The sequence below is a fragment of the Bauldia sp. genome (genome assembly GCA_037200845.1).
Lineage (GTDB): Bacteria > Pseudomonadota > Alphaproteobacteria > Rhizobiales > Kaistiaceae > DASZQY01.
Map to the genome: position 1 here is coordinate 787,924 of JBBCGQ010000001.1, position 18,507 is coordinate 806,430.

Here is an 18,507-nt window from a genome sequence, read left to right on the forward strand (position 1 = left end):
GCCGCCGCGGGACGACGGAGGCAAACGGCAACGGGGGGCAAGAACCCGTTGGAGAGAATCCCATGAAGAAGCAACTCGTACTTTCGATTTCCGCTCTCGCCCTGGTCGGCTCGCTCGCGCTGCCGGCTTTCGCGGCGAGCACGACCGCCACCACCGGCGCGACCGTCAACGGCACCGTCACCACCCCGGCAGCCGACGCCAATGCCAGTGTCGCGGCCAACAGCTCGACCACGCTGACCGTCAACGACGTCACCAAGGACAAGCCCTTCGGCGACATCGTCATCGACAAGACCAAGCAGCCGGCCGACGCCGACCTCGCGGCGCTCACCGATGCGCAGAAGCTCGAACTCAACAGCCGCTGCGACATCATCAACACCAACACGGCGAACTACGACGCCGACACGTCGTTCTGGTGCAAGAGCTACGCCGACTGGTACAAGAAGAGCCATCCGGCGGGCTAGTTTCGCCGCCGCTTCGTCTGACGGAAATGGCTGGGCTCACCGCCCGGCCATTTCTGTTTCAGCCGTACTTGGCGACGAACGCCTCGACGGTGAGCGCGCGGAAATCGGGCAGCGCCGCCTGCAGCCGCGCGTGGTCCCAGTCCCACCACGCGAGCGCCATCAGCGCCTCGGCGGTCGGCTCCGGAAAACGTCGCCGGATGACCTTCGCCGGCACGCCGCCGACGATCTCGTAGGCGCCGACATCCTTGGTCACCACCGCGCCCGCCGCGACGATCGCACCGGTACCGATGCTGACACCGGGCAGGATCACGGCGCCGTGTCCGACCCAGACATCGTGCCCGAGCTTCACCGCATCGGCGCGCCGCCAGTCGAAGAACGATTCCTCGTCAGCTTCATCGTCGAAATATTCCGATGCGCGGTAGACGAAATGCGCTTGCGAGGCGCGCCAGTAGGGATGGTTGCCGGGATTGATGCGCGTGTGCGCGGCGATCGAGCAGAATTTGCCGATGATCGAATAGATGATGTCGGAATCGTTCACCACGTACGAGTAGTCGCCGAGCGTCGTCTCGGCGACATGCGTGCGCTCGCCAACTTCCGTGTAGCGCCCGAGCGTCGAGCGCAGCACGCGCGCGGTGTCGTGGATCACCGGCGCCTCACCCAGCCGCTTCTTCACGTGCATGGTCCCCTCAACGTCCGGCCGCGCGAGGGAATGGCAATGTCATGCGACACCCGCATGACGAAGCCGGCAAACTGATTTTGCCGAGTGAAAATAGATGCATCGGCGCGCCGCGCCCTGTGGATCGCCGCGTCACACAGATTTTGCACAGATGACGGAGCATCCCCCCGTCAACAGGGGACGCCATAGGCATGCTCGTACTCGACGCCGTCACCCGGCGGTTCGACAACAAGATTGCAGTGTCGAACGTCAATCTCAAGATTGAGCCGGGCAGCTTCGTCGGCGTCATCGGCCGTTCCGGCGCGGGCAAGTCGACGCTGTTGCGCATGATCAACCGCCTGCTCGATCCGAGCGAGGGCGGCATCCACTACGACGGCATCGACGTCGCCAGACTGCGCGGCAAGGACCTGCGCCGCTGGCGCGCCCGGTGCGCCATGATCTTCCAGCAGTTCAATCTCGTCGGCCGGCTCGACGTCATGACCAACGTCCTGATGGGCCGCCTCAACACGGTCGGCACCGCCCGCGCGCTGCTCCGCGCCTGGCGCGAGGAAGACCGCGCCATCGCCCTTTCCGCCCTCGACCAGTTCGACATCGCCGGCATCGCCGCGCAGCGCGCCGACAGCCTGTCCGGCGGCCAGCAGCAGCGCGTCGCCATCGCCCGCGCCCTGGTCCAGGAGCCGGACATCATCCTCGCCGACGAGCCGATCGCCTCGCTCGATCCGCGCAACACGCGCGTCGTCATGGACGCGCTGCTGCGCATCAACAAGCACTACGGCATCACCGTGCTGTGCAATCTGCACGCCCTCGATATCGCCCGTCAGTATTGCGACCGCCTGGTCGGCATGTCGGCCGGCCGCGTCGTGTTCGACGGGCTGCCTTCCGCTCTCACCGAGGATGTGGCGCGCGACCTCTACGGCCTTGAGGCCGGCGAGGTGCTCGACACACCGCCTGAACCCGCTCCCGAAATCGCCAATGGCGCCGCAGTCGCCATGGCGTTGTAAGCCCGCTTCCCCGGGCTATTCCCCCTGGCGCTATTGGGGCGCCGCTGAAACTTAGGAGACGTCAATGTTTAACCGCCGCACCGTGCTGGGCGCCGCTGCTTTCGCGGCCGTCGCACTCGCCGGTGGCCTCCAGGCCGCCGTCGCCGCTGATTGGAAGACGCAGTATCCGGAACTGACCTTCGCCGTCATCCCGAACGAGAACGCATCGACGACCCTCGATCGCTACACCCCGCTTGCCGACTACCTCGGCAAGGAACTCGGCGTGCCGGTCAAGGTGCAGGTCGCCAACGACTACGCCGCCGTGATCGAGGCCCAGCGCGCCGGTAACGCGCAGATCGCCTTCTACGGCCCGGCCTCCTACGCCCGCGCCGTCATCACCGGCGTCGCTACCGAGCCGGTGATCGTGCAGCGTCACGAGACCGGCCTCACGGGCTACTACTCGGTCATCTACGTCGCCAAGGACAGCCCCTACCAGAAGATCGAAGACCTGAAGGGCAAGAAGCTCGCCCTCGTCGATCCGAATTCGACCTCGGGCAACCAGGCGCCGCGCTTCTTCCTGCATGAAGCCGGTGTCGACGTTGACACCTTCTTCGGCCAGACCATCTTCGCCGGCAGCCACGACAACGCCGCTCTCGCGCTCGCGCAGGGCACCGTCGATGCCGCCGCGAACTCGTGGAACTCGGACACCGACTCCAACGTCACCCGCATGGTCACCAAGCACCTGCTGAAGGACGCCAGCGGCAAGGAGCTGACCTACCAGGACTTCCGCATCATCTTTAAGTCGCCGCTGCTCTTCGAGGGCCCGTTCGCCGTTCTCTCCTCGCTGCCGCAGGACCTGAAGGACGCGATCAAGACCGCGTTCCTCGAGATGCCGAAGAAGGACAAGGTCGCGTTCGACAACCTGTCCGACGGCCATGACATCGAGTTCGTCGCCACCCAGGCGTCCGACTACGATGCCATCGTCGGCATGGTGAAGTTCAACGACGCCCAGCACAAGTCGGGCTCGTAAATCGATCTGGGTTCGGGGCGGGAGACATCTCCCGCCCCGTTCTCCGCTTCCGGGGGCGTTCCGTTGGCTACTGCCATATCAACTCTGCCGGAGCGGCAGCTCAAGCCGCTGGTATCGGCCTACCTCGCCGGCGCGCGCGCACGCCGGCTGCGCACCGTCGGCATCATACTCATCACCATCGTCCTGCTGTTCCTCTCGGCCAACGCCGCCGACATTCGCCCGGCGACGTTCTTCGCCAAGATCGGCAACTTCGGCAACTACATCCTCCGCATCACCCCGCACATCACCATCGAGAATTTCTTCGGCGACATCCGCGACTGGTACTGGGATTTCCGCAAGTGGACGGTGCTGCTCCTGCAGACGCTGCTCATCGCCTATCTCGGCACGCTGCTCGGGTTTCTCGGCGCCTTCTGTCTCTGCTTCATCGCCTCCGCCAACTTGACGCAGCATAGCGCCGCCCGCTTCGTGGCGCGCCGCTTCCTCGAATTCTGCCGCACCGTTCCCGACATCGTCTTCGCGCTGATCTTCGTCATCGCGTTCGGCCTCGGCCCGATGGCCGGTGTGCTGGCGCTTGCCATCCACACCATGGGCGCCCTCGGCAAGCTGTTCGCCGAGGTGATCGAGAACATCGACATGAAGCCGGTCGACGGCATCCGCGCCACCGGCGGCAACTGGCTTGAGATCGTGCGCTTCGCCGCGCTGCCGCAGGTGCTGCCCGGCTTCGCCAGCTACGCGCTGCTACGCTTCGAGATCAACGTGCGCGGCGCCGGTGTCATGGGCTTCGTCGGCGCCGGCGGCATCGGCCAGGAGTTCCTGGTCGCCATCCGCAGCTTCTACTACAGCGACGTCAGCGCCATCCTGGTGATGATCGCCATCACCGTCATCGCGATCGACATGCTGACCGAGCGGCTGCGCCATCGCCTGGTCTCGGTGGAGAAGCTGCAATGAGCGCCACCCAGCTTCGCCAGGAAGCGCTCGCCGGCATGAGCGACCTGCGCGCCCGCTATCCCGAGCAGTTCAGCATCGGCTGGGCGCGCCGCCTTCCGCGGATCGTCATCCCGCTGCTGCTCGTCGCGCTCGCCGGCTACGCCTTCGTCACGCTCGACGTGTCGCCCGAGCGGTTCTGGCGCGGCCTCGGCCGTCTTGGCACGCTGATCGTCCCGATGTTCCCGCCCGATCCCGGCCCGCGCCTGTGGCCGCTGTTCGAGGCGATGGGCGAGACGCTGGCGATCGCGTTCCTCGGCACGCTCACCGCCGCGGTCCTCGCGTTTCCCTTCGCGCTGCTCGCCGCCAAGAACGTCATCCCCAACATCTTCGTCCATTTTGGCGTGCGCCGCGTCTTCGACGTCATCCGCTCGATCGACGTCCTCATCTGGGCGCTGATGTGGATCAGCGTCGTCGGCCTCGGTCCTTTCGCCGGCGTGCTCGCGGTCGCGACGTCGGATTTCGGCTCGTTCGGCAAGCTGTTTTCCGAGGCGATCGAGGCGACCGACCGCAAGGCCGCCGAAGGCGTCGCCGCATCGGGCGGCTCCCGCCTGCACCAGGTGCGCTTCGGCCTGCTGCCGCAGGTGCTGCCGGTGATCGCCAGCCAGATCCTCTACTTCTTCGAATCGAACACGCGCTCGGCGACCATCATCGGCATCGTCGGCGCCGGCGGCATCGGCGTCTATCTTTCCGAGGCGATCCGCGTGCTCGAGCTGCAGGAGCTGCTCTTCACCATCCTGATGATCCTGGTGGTGGTGTCGATCATCGACTTCGTCTCCACCCGGCTGCGCATGTCGATCATCGGCCGCCAGCGGATCGAGATGTAACGCGTTATCGACGAGCGACCCTACCCGCCTCGCCGCGCGATGAAGCGATGGCGGGTCGGGGGCTCTGCCTGGCCTAAGACTCGATCAGCAGTTCCGTCCGGTCCGCCACGAACACCGCGTGCGTGAACTGGATCGGCACGCCCGCCGGATCGACGTTGATCGAGGTCACCGTCAGCACGGGCCGGCCGGCCGCGAGATCGAGCAGCCGCGCCTCCTCCGCCCTCGGCGGCCGCGCCGAGACGCGCGTCTCCGCCCGCGTGTAGTCGGCCACCCCACACAGCTTCAGCGCCTTGGTCGTGGAGCCGGTCTTGCGATGCGCCGCGGCGAGCTTGGCGAAACGCGGCAGCGGAAAATAGGCCGTGCCCATCGAGATCGGCGTGCCGTCGGCGGAACGCACCGTCTCCAGCCGCAGCACTGCCGTCCCCTTGGCGAGGTCGAGCGCCGTCGCTGTCTCGGCATCGGCGCTGACTTTGCCCGACGTGATCAGCTTGCCGCCCGCCTCGCGCCCGGCGCGCTGCACGAGTTCGGAGAAGCGCGTCCGCGTGCCGATCGGGTAGGGCAGGGGCTTCGCCTCGACGAAGGTGCCGCGTCCCTGCGTCGCGCGCACCAGGCCGCCGGCGGCGAGCGCCGCCAGCGCCCGGCGCACCGTGTGCCGGTTGACGGCGAAGTCGGCGGCGAGCGTCGCCTCCACCGGCAACTGCTCGCCGGGCTGGAAGCGTCCGTGCGCGATGTCGGCGGAGAGCCGGTCGGCAATCTGCCGCCACGCCGCCACGCCATCGCCCCGCAAGATGTCTGTCACGCCGCTGTCGCCTTGAGAGTGGAGGATTCTGCTTCTGTCATTCAATTGTCGCTGGATTTCGATGATATAGTTGTCTATACGAATAGACAACAACAAAACGGATTCGCCCTATGATGCCCGCTGCCGATCACGCCGCCCGCCGCCAGGTGATGGCAATCTGCGCCGGCGCGACCCGCAAGGAGCTCGACGCGGCGCTCGCCGGCATGCGCAAATTGCCCTCGGCGACCGACCTGCGCCCCGGCGAATCGGGTCTGGTCATGCTGCGCGGCCGCATGGGCGGCGACGGCCGCGCCTTCAACGTCGGCGAGGCGAGCGTGACGCGCGCCGCCGTCCGCCTCGACGATGGCCGCACCGGCTTCGCCTACCAGCTCGGCCGCGACAAGGACCGCGCCCGCTCCGCCGCGCTGCTCGATGCGCTGTGGCAGGGCGCCGAGCGCGATTCGGTCGAGGCCGCGCTGCAGCCGATCCGTGCCCGCATCGCCGCCGACGCCGCCCTGCAGGCGCGCCGCGTCGCCGCCACGCGCGTCGACTTCTTCACCATGGTGCGCGGGGAGGATTGATGACCGCAGCGCCGCCCCATTCCGGCTTCGCCGATTCCGTCCGCGAATCGCAGTCGGTGTTCCACGCCGTGATGATGGCGCTCGCCCGCCCGGGCTCGCTGCAGCCGCTGGCGCTGACGCTGTCGCCGCCGAAGCCGCTGACGGCGGAGCTTGCTGCCGTCGCGCTGGCGCTCGCCGATCATGAGGCCGCGCTCTGGCTCGACGGACCGCTCGCCGCCTCCGCCGAAGTGACGGAGTTCCTCAAGTTCCACACCGGCGCCCGCCAGGTGACCGACCCGACCGCCGCCGGCTTCGCGCTGATCAGCGATCCGCGCACGATGCCGGCGATGGCGGAGTTCGCTCAAGGCACCGACGAGTATCCCGACCGCTCGACGACGCTGGTGATCTCGGTCGCCGCCATCGCCGCCAACGGGCCGCTCACGCTGGAAGGCCCCGGCATCAAGGGCGCCGCGCGCCTCGCGCTCTCGCGCCTGCCGGCAAATTTCGCCGCCGAGCGCGCAGAAAATCACGCGCTGTTCCCGCGCGGCGTCGATTGCGTCTTCGTCGCACCGGGTTTCGTCTCCGCGCTGCCGCGCACCACCACCGTGCGGGGGGCCTGAGTCATGTATGTCGCGGTCAAGGGCGGCGAGCAGGCGATCGACAACGCGCATGTGTTGCTGGCGCACGCGCGCCGCGGCCCGGCCGGGGTCGCCGACCTCACGCCGGAGCAGATCGGCACGCAGTTGGCGCTCGCCGTCGATCGCGTCATGGCCGAGGGCTCGCTCTACGATCCGGAGCTCGCTGCGCTCGCCATCAAACAGGCGCGCGGCGATCTCATCGAGGCGATCTTCCTCGTCCGCGCCTTCCGCACGACGCTGCCGCGCTTCGGCGCCTCCGAGCCCATGGATACGGCCGAGATGGCGATCAGCCGCCGCGTCTCCGCCACCTTCAAGGATCTGCCCGGCGGACAGGTGCTCGGGCCGACCTTCGACTACACCCACCGCCTGATCGACTTCATGCTCGCCGCCGGCGCCGAGCCGCCGGCGCCGCGCGAGACGCCGGCCGAGCCCGGTGCGCCGATGCCGCGCGTCACCGATCTGCTGGGCGACGAAGGTCTGATCGAGCGCGAACCCGCCGGCGAGCCCGACGCGCCGGTCAACGACCTGACGCGCGAGCCGCTCGATTTTCCCGCCGAGCGCGATCTCCGGCTGCAGGCGCTGGCGCGCGGCGACGAAGGCTTCCTGCTGGCGCTCGGCTACTCGACGCAGCGCGGTTTCGGCCGTACGCATCCCTTCGTCGGCGAAATCCGCTTCGGCACCATCGAGGTTGAGTTCGTGCCGGAGGAGCTGGGCTTCGCCGTGCCGCTCGGCACGATCGCGGTCACCGAATGCCAGATGGTGACGCAGTTCCACGGCTCGGCCGAAGTGCCGCCGCAGTTCACCCGCGGCTACGGCCTCGTCTTCGGCCAGAGCGAGCGCAAGGCGATGTCGGTCGCGCTGGTCGACCGCAGCTTGCGCGCCCGCGAGCTCGGCGAGGAGATCGGCAACCCGGCGCAGGACGAGGAATTCGTGCTGTCCCATTGCGACAACGTCGCCGCCACCGGCTTCGTCGAGCACCTGAAGTTGCCGCACTACGTCGATTTCCAGGCCGAGCTCGGCCTCGTGCGCGCCATGCGCGCCGAGCATGCCGGGCGCACCGAGCTGGCGGAGGCCGCCGAATGAACGCGCCCGCCACCCAGGCCAACGGCTACAACTTCGCCTACCTCGACGAGCAGACCAAGCGGATGATCCGCCGCGCCATCCTCAAGGCGATCGCCATCCCCGGCTACCAGGTGCCGTTCGCCAGCCGCGAGATGCCGATGCCCTACGGCTGGGGCACCGGCGGCGTCCAGGTGACAGCGTCGATCATCGGCCCCGACGATGTGCTGAAGGTCATCGACCAGGGCAGCGACGACACCACCAACGCCGTCTCGATCCGCAAATTCTTCGCCAAGACCGCCGGCGTCGCGACGACCACGGCGACCGCCGACGCAACCATCATCCAGACGCGCCATCGTATCCCGGAAGCGAAGCTGGGGCCGGACCAGATCATCGTGTTCCAGGTGCCGATCCCGGAGCCGCTGCGCTTCCTCGAGCCGCGCGAGACCGAGACGCGCAAGCTGCACGCGCTCGCCGACTACGGCCTGATGCACGTGAAGCTGTACGAGGACATCTCGCGCCACGGCCACATCGCCACGACCTACGCCTATCCGGTCGAGGTCGCCGGCCGCTACGTCATGGACCCGTCGCCGACGCCGAAGTTCGACAATCCCAAGATGGACGACTGCGAGGCGCTGCAGTTGTTCGGCGCCGGCCGCGAGAAGCGCATCTATGCGGTGCCGCCGCACACGAAAGTGCGCAGCCTCGATTTCGAGGATCATCCTTTCCGCGTGCAGACGTTCAGCCAGCCCTGCGGCCTCTGCGCCGCCGAAGGCGTCTACCTCGACGAGGTCGTGCTGGATGACAAGGGCGGCCGCATGTTCGTCTGCTCCGACACCGACTACTGCGAAGGCCGCCGCGCCGACGGCCACCGCGGCGCGCTGCTTGCCGCGGCCCCGAAGGCAATCGCGGGAGGCGCGGCATGAGCGACGACGCGCCGCTGCTCTCCGCCCGCGGATTGACGAAACATTACGGCCGCCGCATCGGCTGCCAGGACGTTTCGTTCGACCTGTACGAGGGCGAAGTCCTTGCCGTGGTTGGCGAATCCGGCTCCGGCAAGTCGACGCTGCTGGGCCTGCTGGCGACCGAGGTGGCGCCGACCGCCGGTGCCGTGCATTACCGCATGCGCGACGGCGAGACGCGCGACCTGTTCACGCTCAGCGAAGCATCGCGCCGCTTCCTCTTTCGCACCGACTGGGGGTTCGTGCGCCAGGATGCGCGCGACGGCCTGCGCATGGGCGTCTCGGCCGGCGGCAACGTCGGCGAGCGGCTGATGGCCGTCGGCGCCCGCCACTACGGCAACATCCGCGCCGCGGCGACCGACTGGCTGGCGCGCGTCGAGATCGATCCCGAGCGCATCGACGAGATGCCGGACGCATTCTCCGGCGGCATGCGGCAGCGCCTGCAGATCGCGCGCAATCTCGTCACCCATCCGCGCCTCGTCTTCATGGACGAGCCGACCTCCGGCCTCGACGTGTCGGTGCAGGCGCGCCTGCTCGACCTGATCCGCGGGCTCGTCGCCAACCTCGGCCTCGCCGCGATCGTGGTGACGCACGATCTCGCTGTCGCGCGCCTCCTGTCGCATCGCATCGTCGTCATGCATCAGGGCCGCATCATCGAGACCGGGCTCACCGATCAGGTGCTCGACGATCCGCACGAGGCCTATACGCAGTTGCTCGTTTCCTCGGTGCTTGCCGCATGACCGCCGCCGTCGCGCTTGAACACGTCTCGAAGTCGTTCACGCTGCATCTCCGCGATGGCCGCTCGATCGGCGTCGTCCGCGATGTCAGCTTCGACGTCAACCCCGGCGAATGCGTCGTGCTCGGCGGCCCCTCCGGCGCCGGCAAATCGTCGATGCTCAAGATGATCTACGGCAACTACCGCGTCGATGCCGGCGCAATCCGCGTCCGCGACGGCGCAACCACGGTGGACGTCGCCACCGCCGAGCCGCGCCGCATCATCGCGCTCCGCCGCCGCGTCATGGGCTACGTCAGCCAGTTTCTGCGCGTCATCCCGCGCGTCGGCGCCTTCGACATCGTCCGCGATGCGGCGATAGACGGCGGCGCCACGCGCGATGATGCCGAGGCGCGCGCCGCGCGCCTCCTCGCCATACTCAACGTGCCGGAGCGGCTGTGGCAGCTTCCGCCCGCGACCTTCTCCGGCGGCGAGCAGCAGCGCATCAACATCGCCCGCGGCCTCGCCGCCGGTCACCCGATCCTGCTGCTCGACGAGCCGACCGCGTCGCTGGACCGCGAGAATCGCGCCGTCGTCGTCGATCTGATCAACGAGAAAAAGCGCACCGGCGCGGCTGTCGTCGGCGTATTCCACGACGAGGACGTGCGCGAGCGCGTCGCCGACCGCATCGTCGATGTCCGTTTCTTTGCCGAATCCGCGCCTGTGCCAGAGTCCGTGTGATGACCGAGCCCGCCAGTTTTATCGCCACCAATGCCGTCGTCGTCCTCGCCGATCGCGTCATCGACCGCGGCTGGGTCGCGGTCGAAGACGGCCGCATCGCGGAGATCGGCGAAGGCAAGGCGCCGGAAGCCGGCATCGATTTCGCCGGCGACACGCTGATCCCCGGCCTCGTGGAGCTCCACACCGATCATCTGGAAAGCCATTACGCCCCGCGGCCGCACGTACGCTGGAATGCGCTGGCCGCCGTGATGGCCTACGACGCCCAGATCGCGGCCGCCGGCATCACCACCGTGTTCGACTCGCTCCGCGTCGGCTCCGATGCGGACGCGACCTCCGTCGGCAAGGACCTGACCGAGCTCGCCGCTGCCATCGAGACCGCGCGCGGCACCGGCTTCCTCCGCGCCGAGCACCGCACGCACCTGCGTTGCGAGATCGCCTCGCTCGACGTCATCGAGCAGGCCGAGGGCTACGCCGCGCAATACCCGATCAACATGATGTCGCTGATGGACCACACCCCCGGCCAGCGCCAGTTCCGCAACATCGAGACATGGCGCCGCTTCTACATGCGCCGCACGCCGCTGTCCGACGTCGAGGTCGACGAGTTCGTGCGCCGGCGGCTTGAGTTGCACGAGAAGAACGCCGCCGCCCATCGCCGCCGCCTGGTCGAGATCGCGCGTGAGAAGGGCGCCGTGCTCGCGAGCCACGACGATGCCACCGCCGCGCATGTCGCCGAAGCCGTCGCCGAAAACGTCGCCATCGCCGAGTTCCCGACCACGGTCGAGGCCGCGCTCGCCTCGCGCGACGCCGGCATCCGCGTGATGATGGGCGGGCCGAACGTCGTGCGCGGCGGTTCTCATTCCGGCAACGTCGCGGCGGAGGACCTCGCCAAGGCCGGCGCGCTCGACATCCTGTCGTCCGACTACGTGCCGGCGAGCCTGATGATGGCGGCGTTCGAGTTGCCGAAGCGCGCCTCCAACATCGACCTCCCGGCCGCCATCGCCACCGTTACGCGTGCGCCGGCCGAGGCCACCGGCCTCACCGACCGCGGCACGATCGCGCCGGGTTTCCGCGCCGATCTCGTCCGCGTCTCGCGCGTGAGCGAAGCGCCGATCGTGCGCCGCGTCTGGCGGGAAGGGCGCCCCGTGTCATGATCCGTGGCGCGCTGGTAGCGGTGGTCGGGCCGAGCGGTGCCGGCAAGGACACGTTGATCTCGCACGCGCGCGACACGCTTCTCGGCGACGCGCGCTATCTGTTCGTCCGCCGCGTCGTCACGCGCCCCGCCGGTCCCTTCGAGGATCACGATACGACGACCGAGGCCGAATTCACCCGCCGCGAGGCGAATGGCGACTTCGCCCTCTCGTGGCGTGCGCACGGCCTCTCCTACGGCGTGCCGCTCGCCGTGCTGGGCGCCGTCGAGGGCGGCGTCATCGCGGTGTGCAACCTCTCGCGCGGCGCGCTCTCCGACGCGCGCCGGAGATTCCCGCGCGTCGTCACGCTGCTGGTCACCGCGCCGAACGCCGTCATCGCCGCGCGGCTCGCCGCCCGCGGCCGCGAGAGCGAGGAGGAGGCGGCGCGCCGCCTCGACCGCGAATCGCGCGTCAGCAAGGCGATCTCCGCCGATCGCGTCGTCTCCAACGACAGCACGCGCGAGGAGGGCGGCCGCAAGTTCGTGCTGTGCCTCGAGCGCATCCGCAGCGAGATCGCCGCGTCGGTGGCGGAGCCGCCGCGCCCCGGCGCCGCCGCCCGCCCGCTCACCACCTGATGCGTTACGCGCTGTATTTCGCGCCGGCCGCCGCCAGCGACCTCTGGCGCTTCGGCTCCGCCGTCCTCGGCTACGACGCCGCGACCGGGCACGAGATGGCGCAGTTCGTGCCGGCGGGTGTGGCGCCTGGTGAATGGCGCCGGCTCACCGCGGAGCCGCGCCGCTACGGCTTCCACGCCACGCTGAAGGCGCCGTTCCGCCTCGCCGACGGTCTGAGCGAAACGGCGCTGTCGGATGCCGCGGCGAAATTCGCCGCGGCGGTTGCGCCTTTCGATCTGCCGCTGCACCTGACGCCGCTCGATGGCTTCACCGCCGTCATGCCGACGTTTGTTCCGCCGGCGTTGACGGCGGTGGAGAACGCCGTCGTGGCCGGCTTCGACAGCTTCCGCGCGCCACTCGACGAGGCCGAGATGGCGAAGCGCCTGCGCGCGCCGCTCACGCCGCGCCAGCGCGGCTACCTCGATCGCTACGGCTACCCCTACGTCCACGACGAGTTCCGTTTCCACATGACGCTGTCGAGCCGCCTGCCGGAGGCCCTGATCCCGCCCGTGGTCGCTTCCCTCAAGGCCGAGTTCGCCGCCCGCTGCCCGCCTTCAGTGGCTATCGACCAGCTCGTTCTTTTCCGTGAAGAAATCGACCGATTTCGGATAGTGGCGCGCTTCCCCTTCGGCTAGTTTCGCGAGCCCGGTTGGCCGGTGAATTGCATCGCCGGCCGCAGGTTTCGACGGTCGAGGAACAGTTGGCATGGCGGACTTCGAACTGGACATCGGCCGGTTGCACGCGGCCTATGCGGCGGGTGCGGACCCGGCCATGGCCATCGACACGGTCTACCGCCGTCTCGCCGCCGCTGCCGACCCCGGCATCTTCATCGCGCTGGTGGACGAAAGCGCCGCCCGCGCCGCGGCGAGCGCGCTGCCGAAATTCGACCCCGCCCGCTACCCGCTGTGGGGCGTGCCCTTCGCCGTGAAGGACAACATCGACGTTGCCGGCATCCCGACTACCGCCGGCTGCCGCGAGTTCGCCTACACGCCAACGGCCAGCGCACCGGTCGTCGACCGCCTGCTCGCCGCCGGCGCCATCCTCATCGGCAAGACCAACCTCGACCAGTTCGCCGCCGGCCTCGTCGGCGTCCGCACGCCGTACCCTGTGCCGCGGAATGCCATCGACCCGAGCATCGTGCCGGGCGGCTCGTCGTCCGGTTCCGCCGTCGCGGTGGCGCGCGGCATCGTCTCGTTCGCGCTCGGCACCGACACGGCCGGCTCGGGCCGCATCCCCGCGGCGCTGAACAATATCGTCGGCCTCAAGCCCAGCCGCGGCGCGCTATCGACGCGCGGCGTCGTGCCCGCCTGCCGCACGCTCGATTGCGTGTCGGTCTTCGCCACCACGGTCGACGACGCCTGGCGCATCGCCAACATCGCCGCCGTCTACGACGCCGAGGACGGCTACGCCCGGCGCATTCCGCTCGGCGCCGCGACGCGCCCGCCGGTCGTCCGCCTCGGCGTGCCGGACGACGCCAGCATCGTCTTCGGCAGCGATACCGCGAGGGACGCCTTCGCCGCCGCGCTCGCCGCGTTCCCGAATTTCGGCGGCAAGCCGAAGCCGGTCGATCTCGCGCCGTTCTACGCCGCGGCGGTCCGCCTCTACGAAGGCTCGTGGGTCGCCGAGCGCTACGCCGCGATCCGCGAATTCATCGAGAAGCAGCCCGGGGCGCTGTTCCCGGTGACGCGCACGATCATCGAAAGCGCGCGCCGCCTCTCCGCCGCCGATGCCTTCGCCGACCAGTACCGCCTCGCCGATCTCGCGCGCAAGACATCCGCCGTGTGGAACGACATCGACGTCCTGGTCGTGCCGTCGATGCCCGACGTCTGCACCGTCGATGAGGTTGCCGCCGATCCGCTGGTGCCGAACCGCCGCCTCGGCACCTATACCAACTTCGTCAATCTGCTCGACCTTTGCGCGATCGCTGTGCCCGGCCCATTCCGCAGCGACCGCCGCCCCGCCGGCGTCACTCTGATCGCGCCCGCCGGCCGCGACGGCCTGCTTGCGGCGCTCGCCGCCGAGATCCACGCCGCCGCCGGCGTGCCCGTCGGCGCCACCGGCCGCCCGCTGCCCAAGGCGCCGCTGCCGCGCGTGCAGTCGGCCGAGCAGATCCCGGTCGTCGTCATCGGCGCGCATCTCTCGGGCATGGCGCTGAACCACGAGTTGACGGCGCGCGGCGCGACCTTCGTCAAGGCCGTGACCACCGAGCCGGTCTACCGCCTCTACGCCTTGCCCGGCGGCCCGCCGCAGCGCCCCGGACTCGTGCGCGTCGCCGGCAGCGGCGCCGCGATTGAGACCGAGGTGTGGTCGCTGCCCACCGCCGGCTTCGGCGAGTTCGTCGCCGGCATCCCATTGCCGCTCGGCATCGGCACGGTCCGCCTTGCCGACGGCACGACGGCGAAAGGCTTCCTCTGCGAAGCGGTCGCGACCGAAGGCGCGCGCGACATCACCGGCTTCGGCGGCTGGCGCAATTATGTCGCGAGCCTCTAGCGCTGAGGAGGGAGGAGGAGAGACACCCCTCCCCAAAACCGCGAAGCGGTTTTGGCCCTCCCGCAAGGGGAGGGCTCATCCTTGTTGCAGCACCGCGCTTCAACAAACTCCGCTTTTTGAACCCTCCCCTTGCGGGAGGGTCAAAACGCCGAAGGCGTTTTGGGGAGGGGTGTCTCCCTCCTCACGAACCTAGGTCCACGGCCGCTACGTCTCGTCGATAGTCGAAACATGCGCCGCGGCGACCCGCCAACCCGCGGCAGTCTTCACCCACGTCTGCATCTGGCGCCCGATCTTGCCCGGCGCATTCGCCCGGCGGAACAGCGTCGCCGCCACCGCGAACTCGCGCCCATACGTCGTGATGACCGTGCGCTCCAGCGTCCGCGCCAGGCCAACCGCGGAGCGCGCCTTGCGGAACGCCGCGATCTCCTCCGGCCCGTAGAGATTCTCCGCCATGCCGTAGCGGATGGTCGAGGGATGATCGAGGAAGAACCGGTCGAGCGCCGCGACGTCGTTGCCGACCAGCGCCTGCTCATAGGCCGCGAACGCCGCCTCGACCTCGGCCTTCACCGTCGGGATGTTGATGTCGAGGCTCATCGCGCCAGGCGCTGGCGCAGCGACTTGAGGAACGGAATGTTCTCGTACTGGTCCGCCTGCACGCGCTCCCAATCGACGCCGGAAGGCTGCGGGTAGGGCGTGCGCGTGGTGATCAGCTCGGTCTCGGTCGCGATGTAGTTCAGCGCCGAGTCGTGCGGCATCATCGGCAGCCGGCGGTCGTCGACCACCTGGCTCGAATGCACGGTGGTCGCGATCGGCGTCGTCGGCCCGACCTTGCCGAGCTCGCGGAAGATGCCGAGTTCCAGGTCGGCGAAGCCGCCGCCCTTGCCGGTCCGCCCGCCGGCGCGCGTCACCGCCACGCAGCCGACGACGACGAAGTCCAGCGTCTCCATCTCCTCGAACTCGACCGGCTGGCCGTGTGCCAGAAATCCCTGCGCCGCGGCGGCGGTTTCGAATTCGACGCCCTTCGCCTTGAGCTCGGCCGGATCGAGTCGCACGAACGGAAATCCGCGCGTCAGTTCCGGCACCGGCGCGTAGACGATCTTGCCGTCGTAGAGGGCGCGGAGCCGCACCGGTATCTGCGGCGGGTCGGGGTTGCACTTGACCACGCGCGCCGCCTTCCACGCCGGCACGCGCGCGAGATGCCAGGCCGCGAGATCGGCGCCGGCGAAATTCGGGATGCGGCTCCATACCGGACCGACGTTGACCGCGTTGGTCTCCAGCCGTGACCACACATCGTTGCGCAGCGCGTCCTTGTCTTCGTTACGGCCTTCCCAGCGCGCGTGTTCGCTCATGCCGCCACCGGCGCGGCGACCGCGCCCTCCCGTTCGAGATAACGCGCCACCCGCAGCGCCAGGTCCTCGCGCCACGCCGGCGCGATCACCTGCACGCCGATCGGCAGCTTGGCGCCCGGCAGCCACACCGGCACCGCCACCACCGGCAGTCCGATGAAACTGATCGGCTGCGCGTAGAGGCCGATGTTCGGCCGCGCCGGCAGCGTCACGCCGTCGAGCGTCACGGTCTTGGTGCCCGAGGGCAGCGCGTGGAACGGCGTCGCCGGCGCGAGGACGACGTCAACGTCGCGGAACACGTCGCGCATCGCGGCGCGGAACCACGAGCGGAAGCGCTGCGCCTGGATCACCCACGCTGCCGGCACCATCGCGCCGGAGAGCAGGCGGTCGCGCGTGTCGGGATCGAAATCGGCCGCGCGCGTCCTGAGGCGCGTGAGATGCAGCGTCGAGGACTCCGCCGTCGTGATGATGTACGCCGCCGCCCGCGCCCGTGCCGCCTCGGGGATCGTGACCGTGCGGCTGACGCTCAGCGCCGCCGCGACGTGATCGACCGCGGCGTAGGCCTCGGGCATGCCCGACTTGCGGAAATAATCGTCGGCGACCGCGATGCGGATGCCGGTGATGCCCTTATCGACATCCTTCATTGCCGCGATCGCCGGCCGCGACACCTGCGCCGGGTCGTTCTCATCGTCGCCCTGCAGCGCGTCGAGGATGAGCGCGAGGTCGGTCACCGAGCGTGCGATGGGACCCAGATGATCGAGGCTGGCGCAGAACGGGAACGTGCCGGCGCGCGACAGGCGGCCGAAGGTCGGCTTCAGCCCGAACAGGCCGCAGAACGAGGCAGGTACGCGGATCGAGCCGTTGGTGTCGGAGCCGAGAGAGGCCGCGACCATGCCCGCGGCGACCGCGGTGCCCGAGCCGCCCGACGATCCGCCCGACATCCGCGTCGGGTCGTGCGGGTTGAGCGAGTTGCCGTCGTGCGCATTCTCGCCGGTGAAGTCGTAGGCGTATTCGCCCATGTTGAGCGCGCCGAGCAGCACCGCGCCGCGCGCCGCCATGCGCAGGATGAGCGTCGCGTCGTCGGTCGCCGCCCGGTTGTCGCGGTTGATCTTCGAGCCGGCTCGCGTCGTCACGTCGGCGACGTCGAACAGATTCTTGACGCCGTAGGGTACGCCGGCGAGCGTCGGCGCGTCGTCCTCGTCGACCGCAGTGTCGACGGCGTCGGCTTCGGCCAAGGCGCGGGCGAAGGTCATGTCGGTGAAGGCGTGCAGGCGCGCGTTCTTCGCCTCGATGTGGGCGATGGCCGCGAGCGTCACCTCGCGCGCCGAGACGCGCCGTGCCTTCACCGCCGCCGCGATGACATGGGCGGGCTGCAGGAGCAACGCGTCGGTCACGGGATAAACACCGGCGCGGGTTCGACGTGATCTTCCAGCGGATACGCCAGCAGCAGCTCGGCCGCGGCGGCCGTCGCCTTGAGGTTGGCGACCACCGTCGGCTTCCACTGCGGCGGAATGGTCAGGTCCAGCGCCCGCGCCATCAGGTCGGCGTGCGCTTCCGGGTCGAATTGTTGGGTCACGCGGCTACGGCCCCGGCGACCGCCGCCTCCAGCGCCGACAGCGGCGCAGTGCTGCCGACGATGCCGCCCTGCGCGGTGATCATCGCCAGCGTCGCCGCCTTGAATTCGGGGAAGTAGGACTCCGTCGCATCCTCGATCAGCAGGCACTCGTACCCGCGATCGTTCGCCTCGCGCATCGTCGTCTGCACGCACACCTCCGTCGTCACCCCGGCGACGACCAGGTGCGTAATCTTGCGCGCCTTCAACGTGTCGCCGAGCGGAGTCGCATAAAACGATCCTTTGCCCGGCTTGTCGATAACCAGTTCGCTGGGCAGCGGCGCCAATTCGGCAACGATGCCGTGTCCCGGCTCGCCGTGGATCAGGATACGCCCCATCGGACCCTTGTCGCCGATGCGCAGCGTCGGGTTGCCGCGCAGCCGCTTGGCCGGCGGGCAGTCGGAAAGATCGGCCTTGTGCCCCTCGCGCGTATGGATCACCGGCCAGCCCGCCTTGCGGAACAGGCGGATGAGACGCCCGACGGTCGGCACGATCGCCTGCAGCCGCATCACGTCGTTGCCGAGCGTCGCGCCGAAGCCGCCCGGCTCGACGAAATCGCGCTGCATGTCGATGACGATCAGCGCCACGCCATCCGGCGGAAAGGAATACGCGAACGGCTTCGCCGCGACCGAAATCATGACGTCGCTCTCTCGGCCCTGCCGTGACCGTAGTTGCCGCGGTCCTCCCCCGTGAAACGGGGGAGGGGGACCATGCGGAGCATGGTGGAGGGGGCGGCCCCCTCCGTCGGCGCTGCGCGCCGCCACCTCCCCCGTAAACGGGGGAGGACCGAACCAGCCGTGATCCTCCCCCGTTTACGGGGGAGGGGGACCGCGCGAAGCGCGGTGGAGGG

Annotated in this window: 22 protein-coding genes; 15 read left to right on the forward strand and 7 right to left on the reverse strand. The window is 69.2% G+C overall.

Translation table 11 applies throughout. The features are described from left to right. Positions 1–62: 62 nt before the first annotated feature. Positions 63–461: a hypothetical protein gene (locus WDM94_03810; protein MEJ0011752.1), complete on the forward strand. Its 399-nt coding sequence runs from the start codon at positions 63–65 to the stop codon at positions 459–461. A gap of 58 nt (positions 462–519) precedes the next feature. Here WDM94_03810 and WDM94_03815 read toward each other — a convergent pair whose 3' ends face one another. Further along, positions 520–1,140 (reverse strand): DapH/DapD/GlmU-related protein, encoded by a 621-nt coding sequence (locus tag WDM94_03815; protein ID MEJ0011753.1) that lies wholly within the window; start codon positions 1,138–1,140, stop codon positions 520–522. A 188-nt stretch (positions 1,141–1,328) separates the two neighbouring features. Between WDM94_03815 and phnC the strand changes: the two genes are divergently transcribed. The 4 genes from phnC (at position 1,329) to phnE (WDM94_03835) (ending at position 4,958) form a co-directional block, all read left to right on the forward strand. After that, positions 1,329–2,138, forward strand: coding sequence for a phosphonate ABC transporter ATP-binding protein (gene phnC / locus WDM94_03820; protein MEJ0011754.1), 810 nt, complete (start codon positions 1,329–1,331; stop codon positions 2,136–2,138). A gap of 64 nt (positions 2,139–2,202) precedes the next feature. Beyond that, a complete protein-coding gene (phnD, locus tag WDM94_03825) occupies positions 2,203–3,147 on the forward strand; it encodes a phosphonate ABC transporter substrate-binding protein (GenBank protein MEJ0011755.1) in 945 nt (314 codons plus the stop codon). A gap of 63 nt (positions 3,148–3,210) precedes the next feature. Continuing rightward, positions 3,211–4,095 (forward strand): phosphonate ABC transporter, permease protein PhnE, encoded by an 885-nt coding sequence (phnE, locus tag WDM94_03830; GenBank protein ID MEJ0011756.1) that lies wholly within the window; start codon positions 3,211–3,213, stop codon positions 4,093–4,095. Continuing rightward, complete coding sequence (phnE, locus tag WDM94_03835) at positions 4,092–4,958, forward strand: phosphonate ABC transporter, permease protein PhnE (GenBank protein MEJ0011757.1); 867 nt, start codon at positions 4,092–4,094, stop codon at positions 4,956–4,958. Before phnE (WDM94_03830) ends, phnE (WDM94_03835) begins: the two co-directional genes overlap by 4 nt. A gap of 73 nt (positions 4,959–5,031) precedes the next feature. On the opposite strand, the gene phnF is transcribed toward phnE (WDM94_03835), so the two are convergent. Next, entirely contained in the window at positions 5,032–5,757 is a 726-nt protein-coding gene (gene phnF / locus WDM94_03840) for a phosphonate metabolism transcriptional regulator PhnF (protein ID MEJ0011758.1), read from the reverse strand. A 110-nt stretch (positions 5,758–5,867) separates the two neighbouring features. Here phnF and phnG point away from each other — a divergent pair, with 110 nt between their 5' ends. The 10 genes from phnG to atzF all read left to right on the forward strand — a co-directional run bounded on the left by phnG (position 5,868) and on the right by atzF (position 14,699). Beyond that, on the forward strand, positions 5,868–6,317 hold the full coding sequence (phnG, locus tag WDM94_03845) for a phosphonate C-P lyase system protein PhnG (protein ID MEJ0011759.1): 450 nt from the start codon (positions 5,868–5,870) through the stop codon (positions 6,315–6,317). Next, positions 6,317–6,916: a phosphonate C-P lyase system protein PhnH gene (gene phnH, locus WDM94_03850; GenBank protein ID MEJ0011760.1), complete on the forward strand. Its 600-nt coding sequence runs from the start codon at positions 6,317–6,319 to the stop codon at positions 6,914–6,916. Before phnG ends, phnH begins: the two co-directional genes overlap by 1 nt. Positions 6,917–6,919: 3 nt before the next feature. Further along, positions 6,920–8,017, forward strand: a complete 1,098-nt coding sequence (locus WDM94_03855) for a carbon-phosphorus lyase complex subunit PhnI (GenBank protein ID MEJ0011761.1) — start codon at positions 6,920–6,922, stop codon at positions 8,015–8,017. Next, positions 8,014–8,919, forward strand: coding sequence for an alpha-D-ribose 1-methylphosphonate 5-phosphate C-P-lyase PhnJ (locus WDM94_03860; protein ID MEJ0011762.1), 906 nt, complete (start codon positions 8,014–8,016; stop codon positions 8,917–8,919). Before WDM94_03855 ends, WDM94_03860 begins: the two co-directional genes overlap by 4 nt. Beyond that, positions 8,916–9,695: a phosphonate C-P lyase system protein PhnK gene (gene phnK / locus WDM94_03865; GenBank protein ID MEJ0011763.1), complete on the forward strand. Its 780-nt coding sequence runs from the start codon at positions 8,916–8,918 to the stop codon at positions 9,693–9,695. The genes WDM94_03860 and phnK overlap by 4 nt, the downstream gene beginning before the upstream one ends. Continuing rightward, on the forward strand, positions 9,692–10,408 hold the full coding sequence (gene phnL / locus WDM94_03870; GenBank protein MEJ0011764.1) for a phosphonate C-P lyase system protein PhnL: 717 nt from the start codon (positions 9,692–9,694) through the stop codon (positions 10,406–10,408). Before phnK ends, phnL begins: the two co-directional genes overlap by 4 nt. Next, the gene (locus WDM94_03875; protein ID MEJ0011765.1) at positions 10,408–11,559 is read left to right on the forward strand and encodes an alpha-D-ribose 1-methylphosphonate 5-triphosphate diphosphatase; all 1,152 of its coding nucleotides are present in this window, start codon (positions 10,408–10,410) and stop codon (positions 11,557–11,559) included. Before phnL ends, WDM94_03875 begins: the two co-directional genes overlap by 1 nt. Next, positions 11,556–12,170, forward strand: a complete 615-nt coding sequence (phnN, locus tag WDM94_03880; protein MEJ0011766.1) for a phosphonate metabolism protein/1,5-bisphosphokinase (PRPP-forming) PhnN — start codon at positions 11,556–11,558, stop codon at positions 12,168–12,170. The genes WDM94_03875 and phnN overlap by 4 nt, the downstream gene beginning before the upstream one ends. Then, entirely contained in the window at positions 12,170–12,844 is a 675-nt protein-coding gene (locus WDM94_03885; GenBank protein ID MEJ0011767.1) for a DUF1045 domain-containing protein, read from the forward strand. Before phnN ends, WDM94_03885 begins: the two co-directional genes overlap by 1 nt. A 70-nt stretch (positions 12,845–12,914) precedes the next feature. Further along, complete coding sequence (gene atzF, locus WDM94_03890; GenBank protein MEJ0011768.1) at positions 12,915–14,699, forward strand: allophanate hydrolase; 1,785 nt, start codon at positions 12,915–12,917, stop codon at positions 14,697–14,699. A 204-nt stretch (positions 14,700–14,903) separates the two neighbouring features. On the opposite strand, the gene hpxZ is transcribed toward atzF, so the two are convergent. The 5 genes from hpxZ to WDM94_03915 are packed head-to-tail and all read right to left on the reverse strand — an operon-like array spanning position 14,904 to position 18,295. After that, positions 14,904–15,293 carry an oxalurate catabolism protein HpxZ gene (gene hpxZ / locus WDM94_03895; GenBank protein ID MEJ0011769.1) on the reverse strand — a complete coding sequence of 130 codons (390 nt, stop codon included), beginning with the start codon at positions 15,291–15,293 and terminating at the stop codon, positions 14,904–14,906. Further along, the gene (locus WDM94_03900; protein ID MEJ0011770.1) at positions 15,290–16,048 is read right to left on the reverse strand and encodes a 5-formyltetrahydrofolate cyclo-ligase; all 759 of its coding nucleotides are present in this window, start codon (positions 16,046–16,048) and stop codon (positions 15,290–15,292) included. Before WDM94_03900 ends, hpxZ begins: the two co-directional genes overlap by 4 nt. After that, complete coding sequence (locus tag WDM94_03905) at positions 16,045–17,439, reverse strand: AtzE family amidohydrolase (protein MEJ0011771.1); 1,395 nt, start codon at positions 17,437–17,439, stop codon at positions 16,045–16,047. The genes WDM94_03900 and WDM94_03905 overlap by 4 nt, the downstream gene beginning before the upstream one ends. Continuing rightward, positions 17,436–17,621, reverse strand: coding sequence for an AtzG-like protein (locus WDM94_03910; GenBank protein MEJ0011772.1), 186 nt, complete (start codon positions 17,619–17,621; stop codon positions 17,436–17,438). Before WDM94_03910 ends, WDM94_03905 begins: the two co-directional genes overlap by 4 nt. Further along, positions 17,618–18,295 carry an isochorismatase family cysteine hydrolase gene (locus WDM94_03915; GenBank protein MEJ0011773.1) on the reverse strand — a complete coding sequence of 226 codons (678 nt, stop codon included), beginning with the start codon at positions 18,293–18,295 and terminating at the stop codon, positions 17,618–17,620. The genes WDM94_03910 and WDM94_03915 overlap by 4 nt, the downstream gene beginning before the upstream one ends. Positions 18,296–18,507 lie beyond the last annotated feature (212 nt).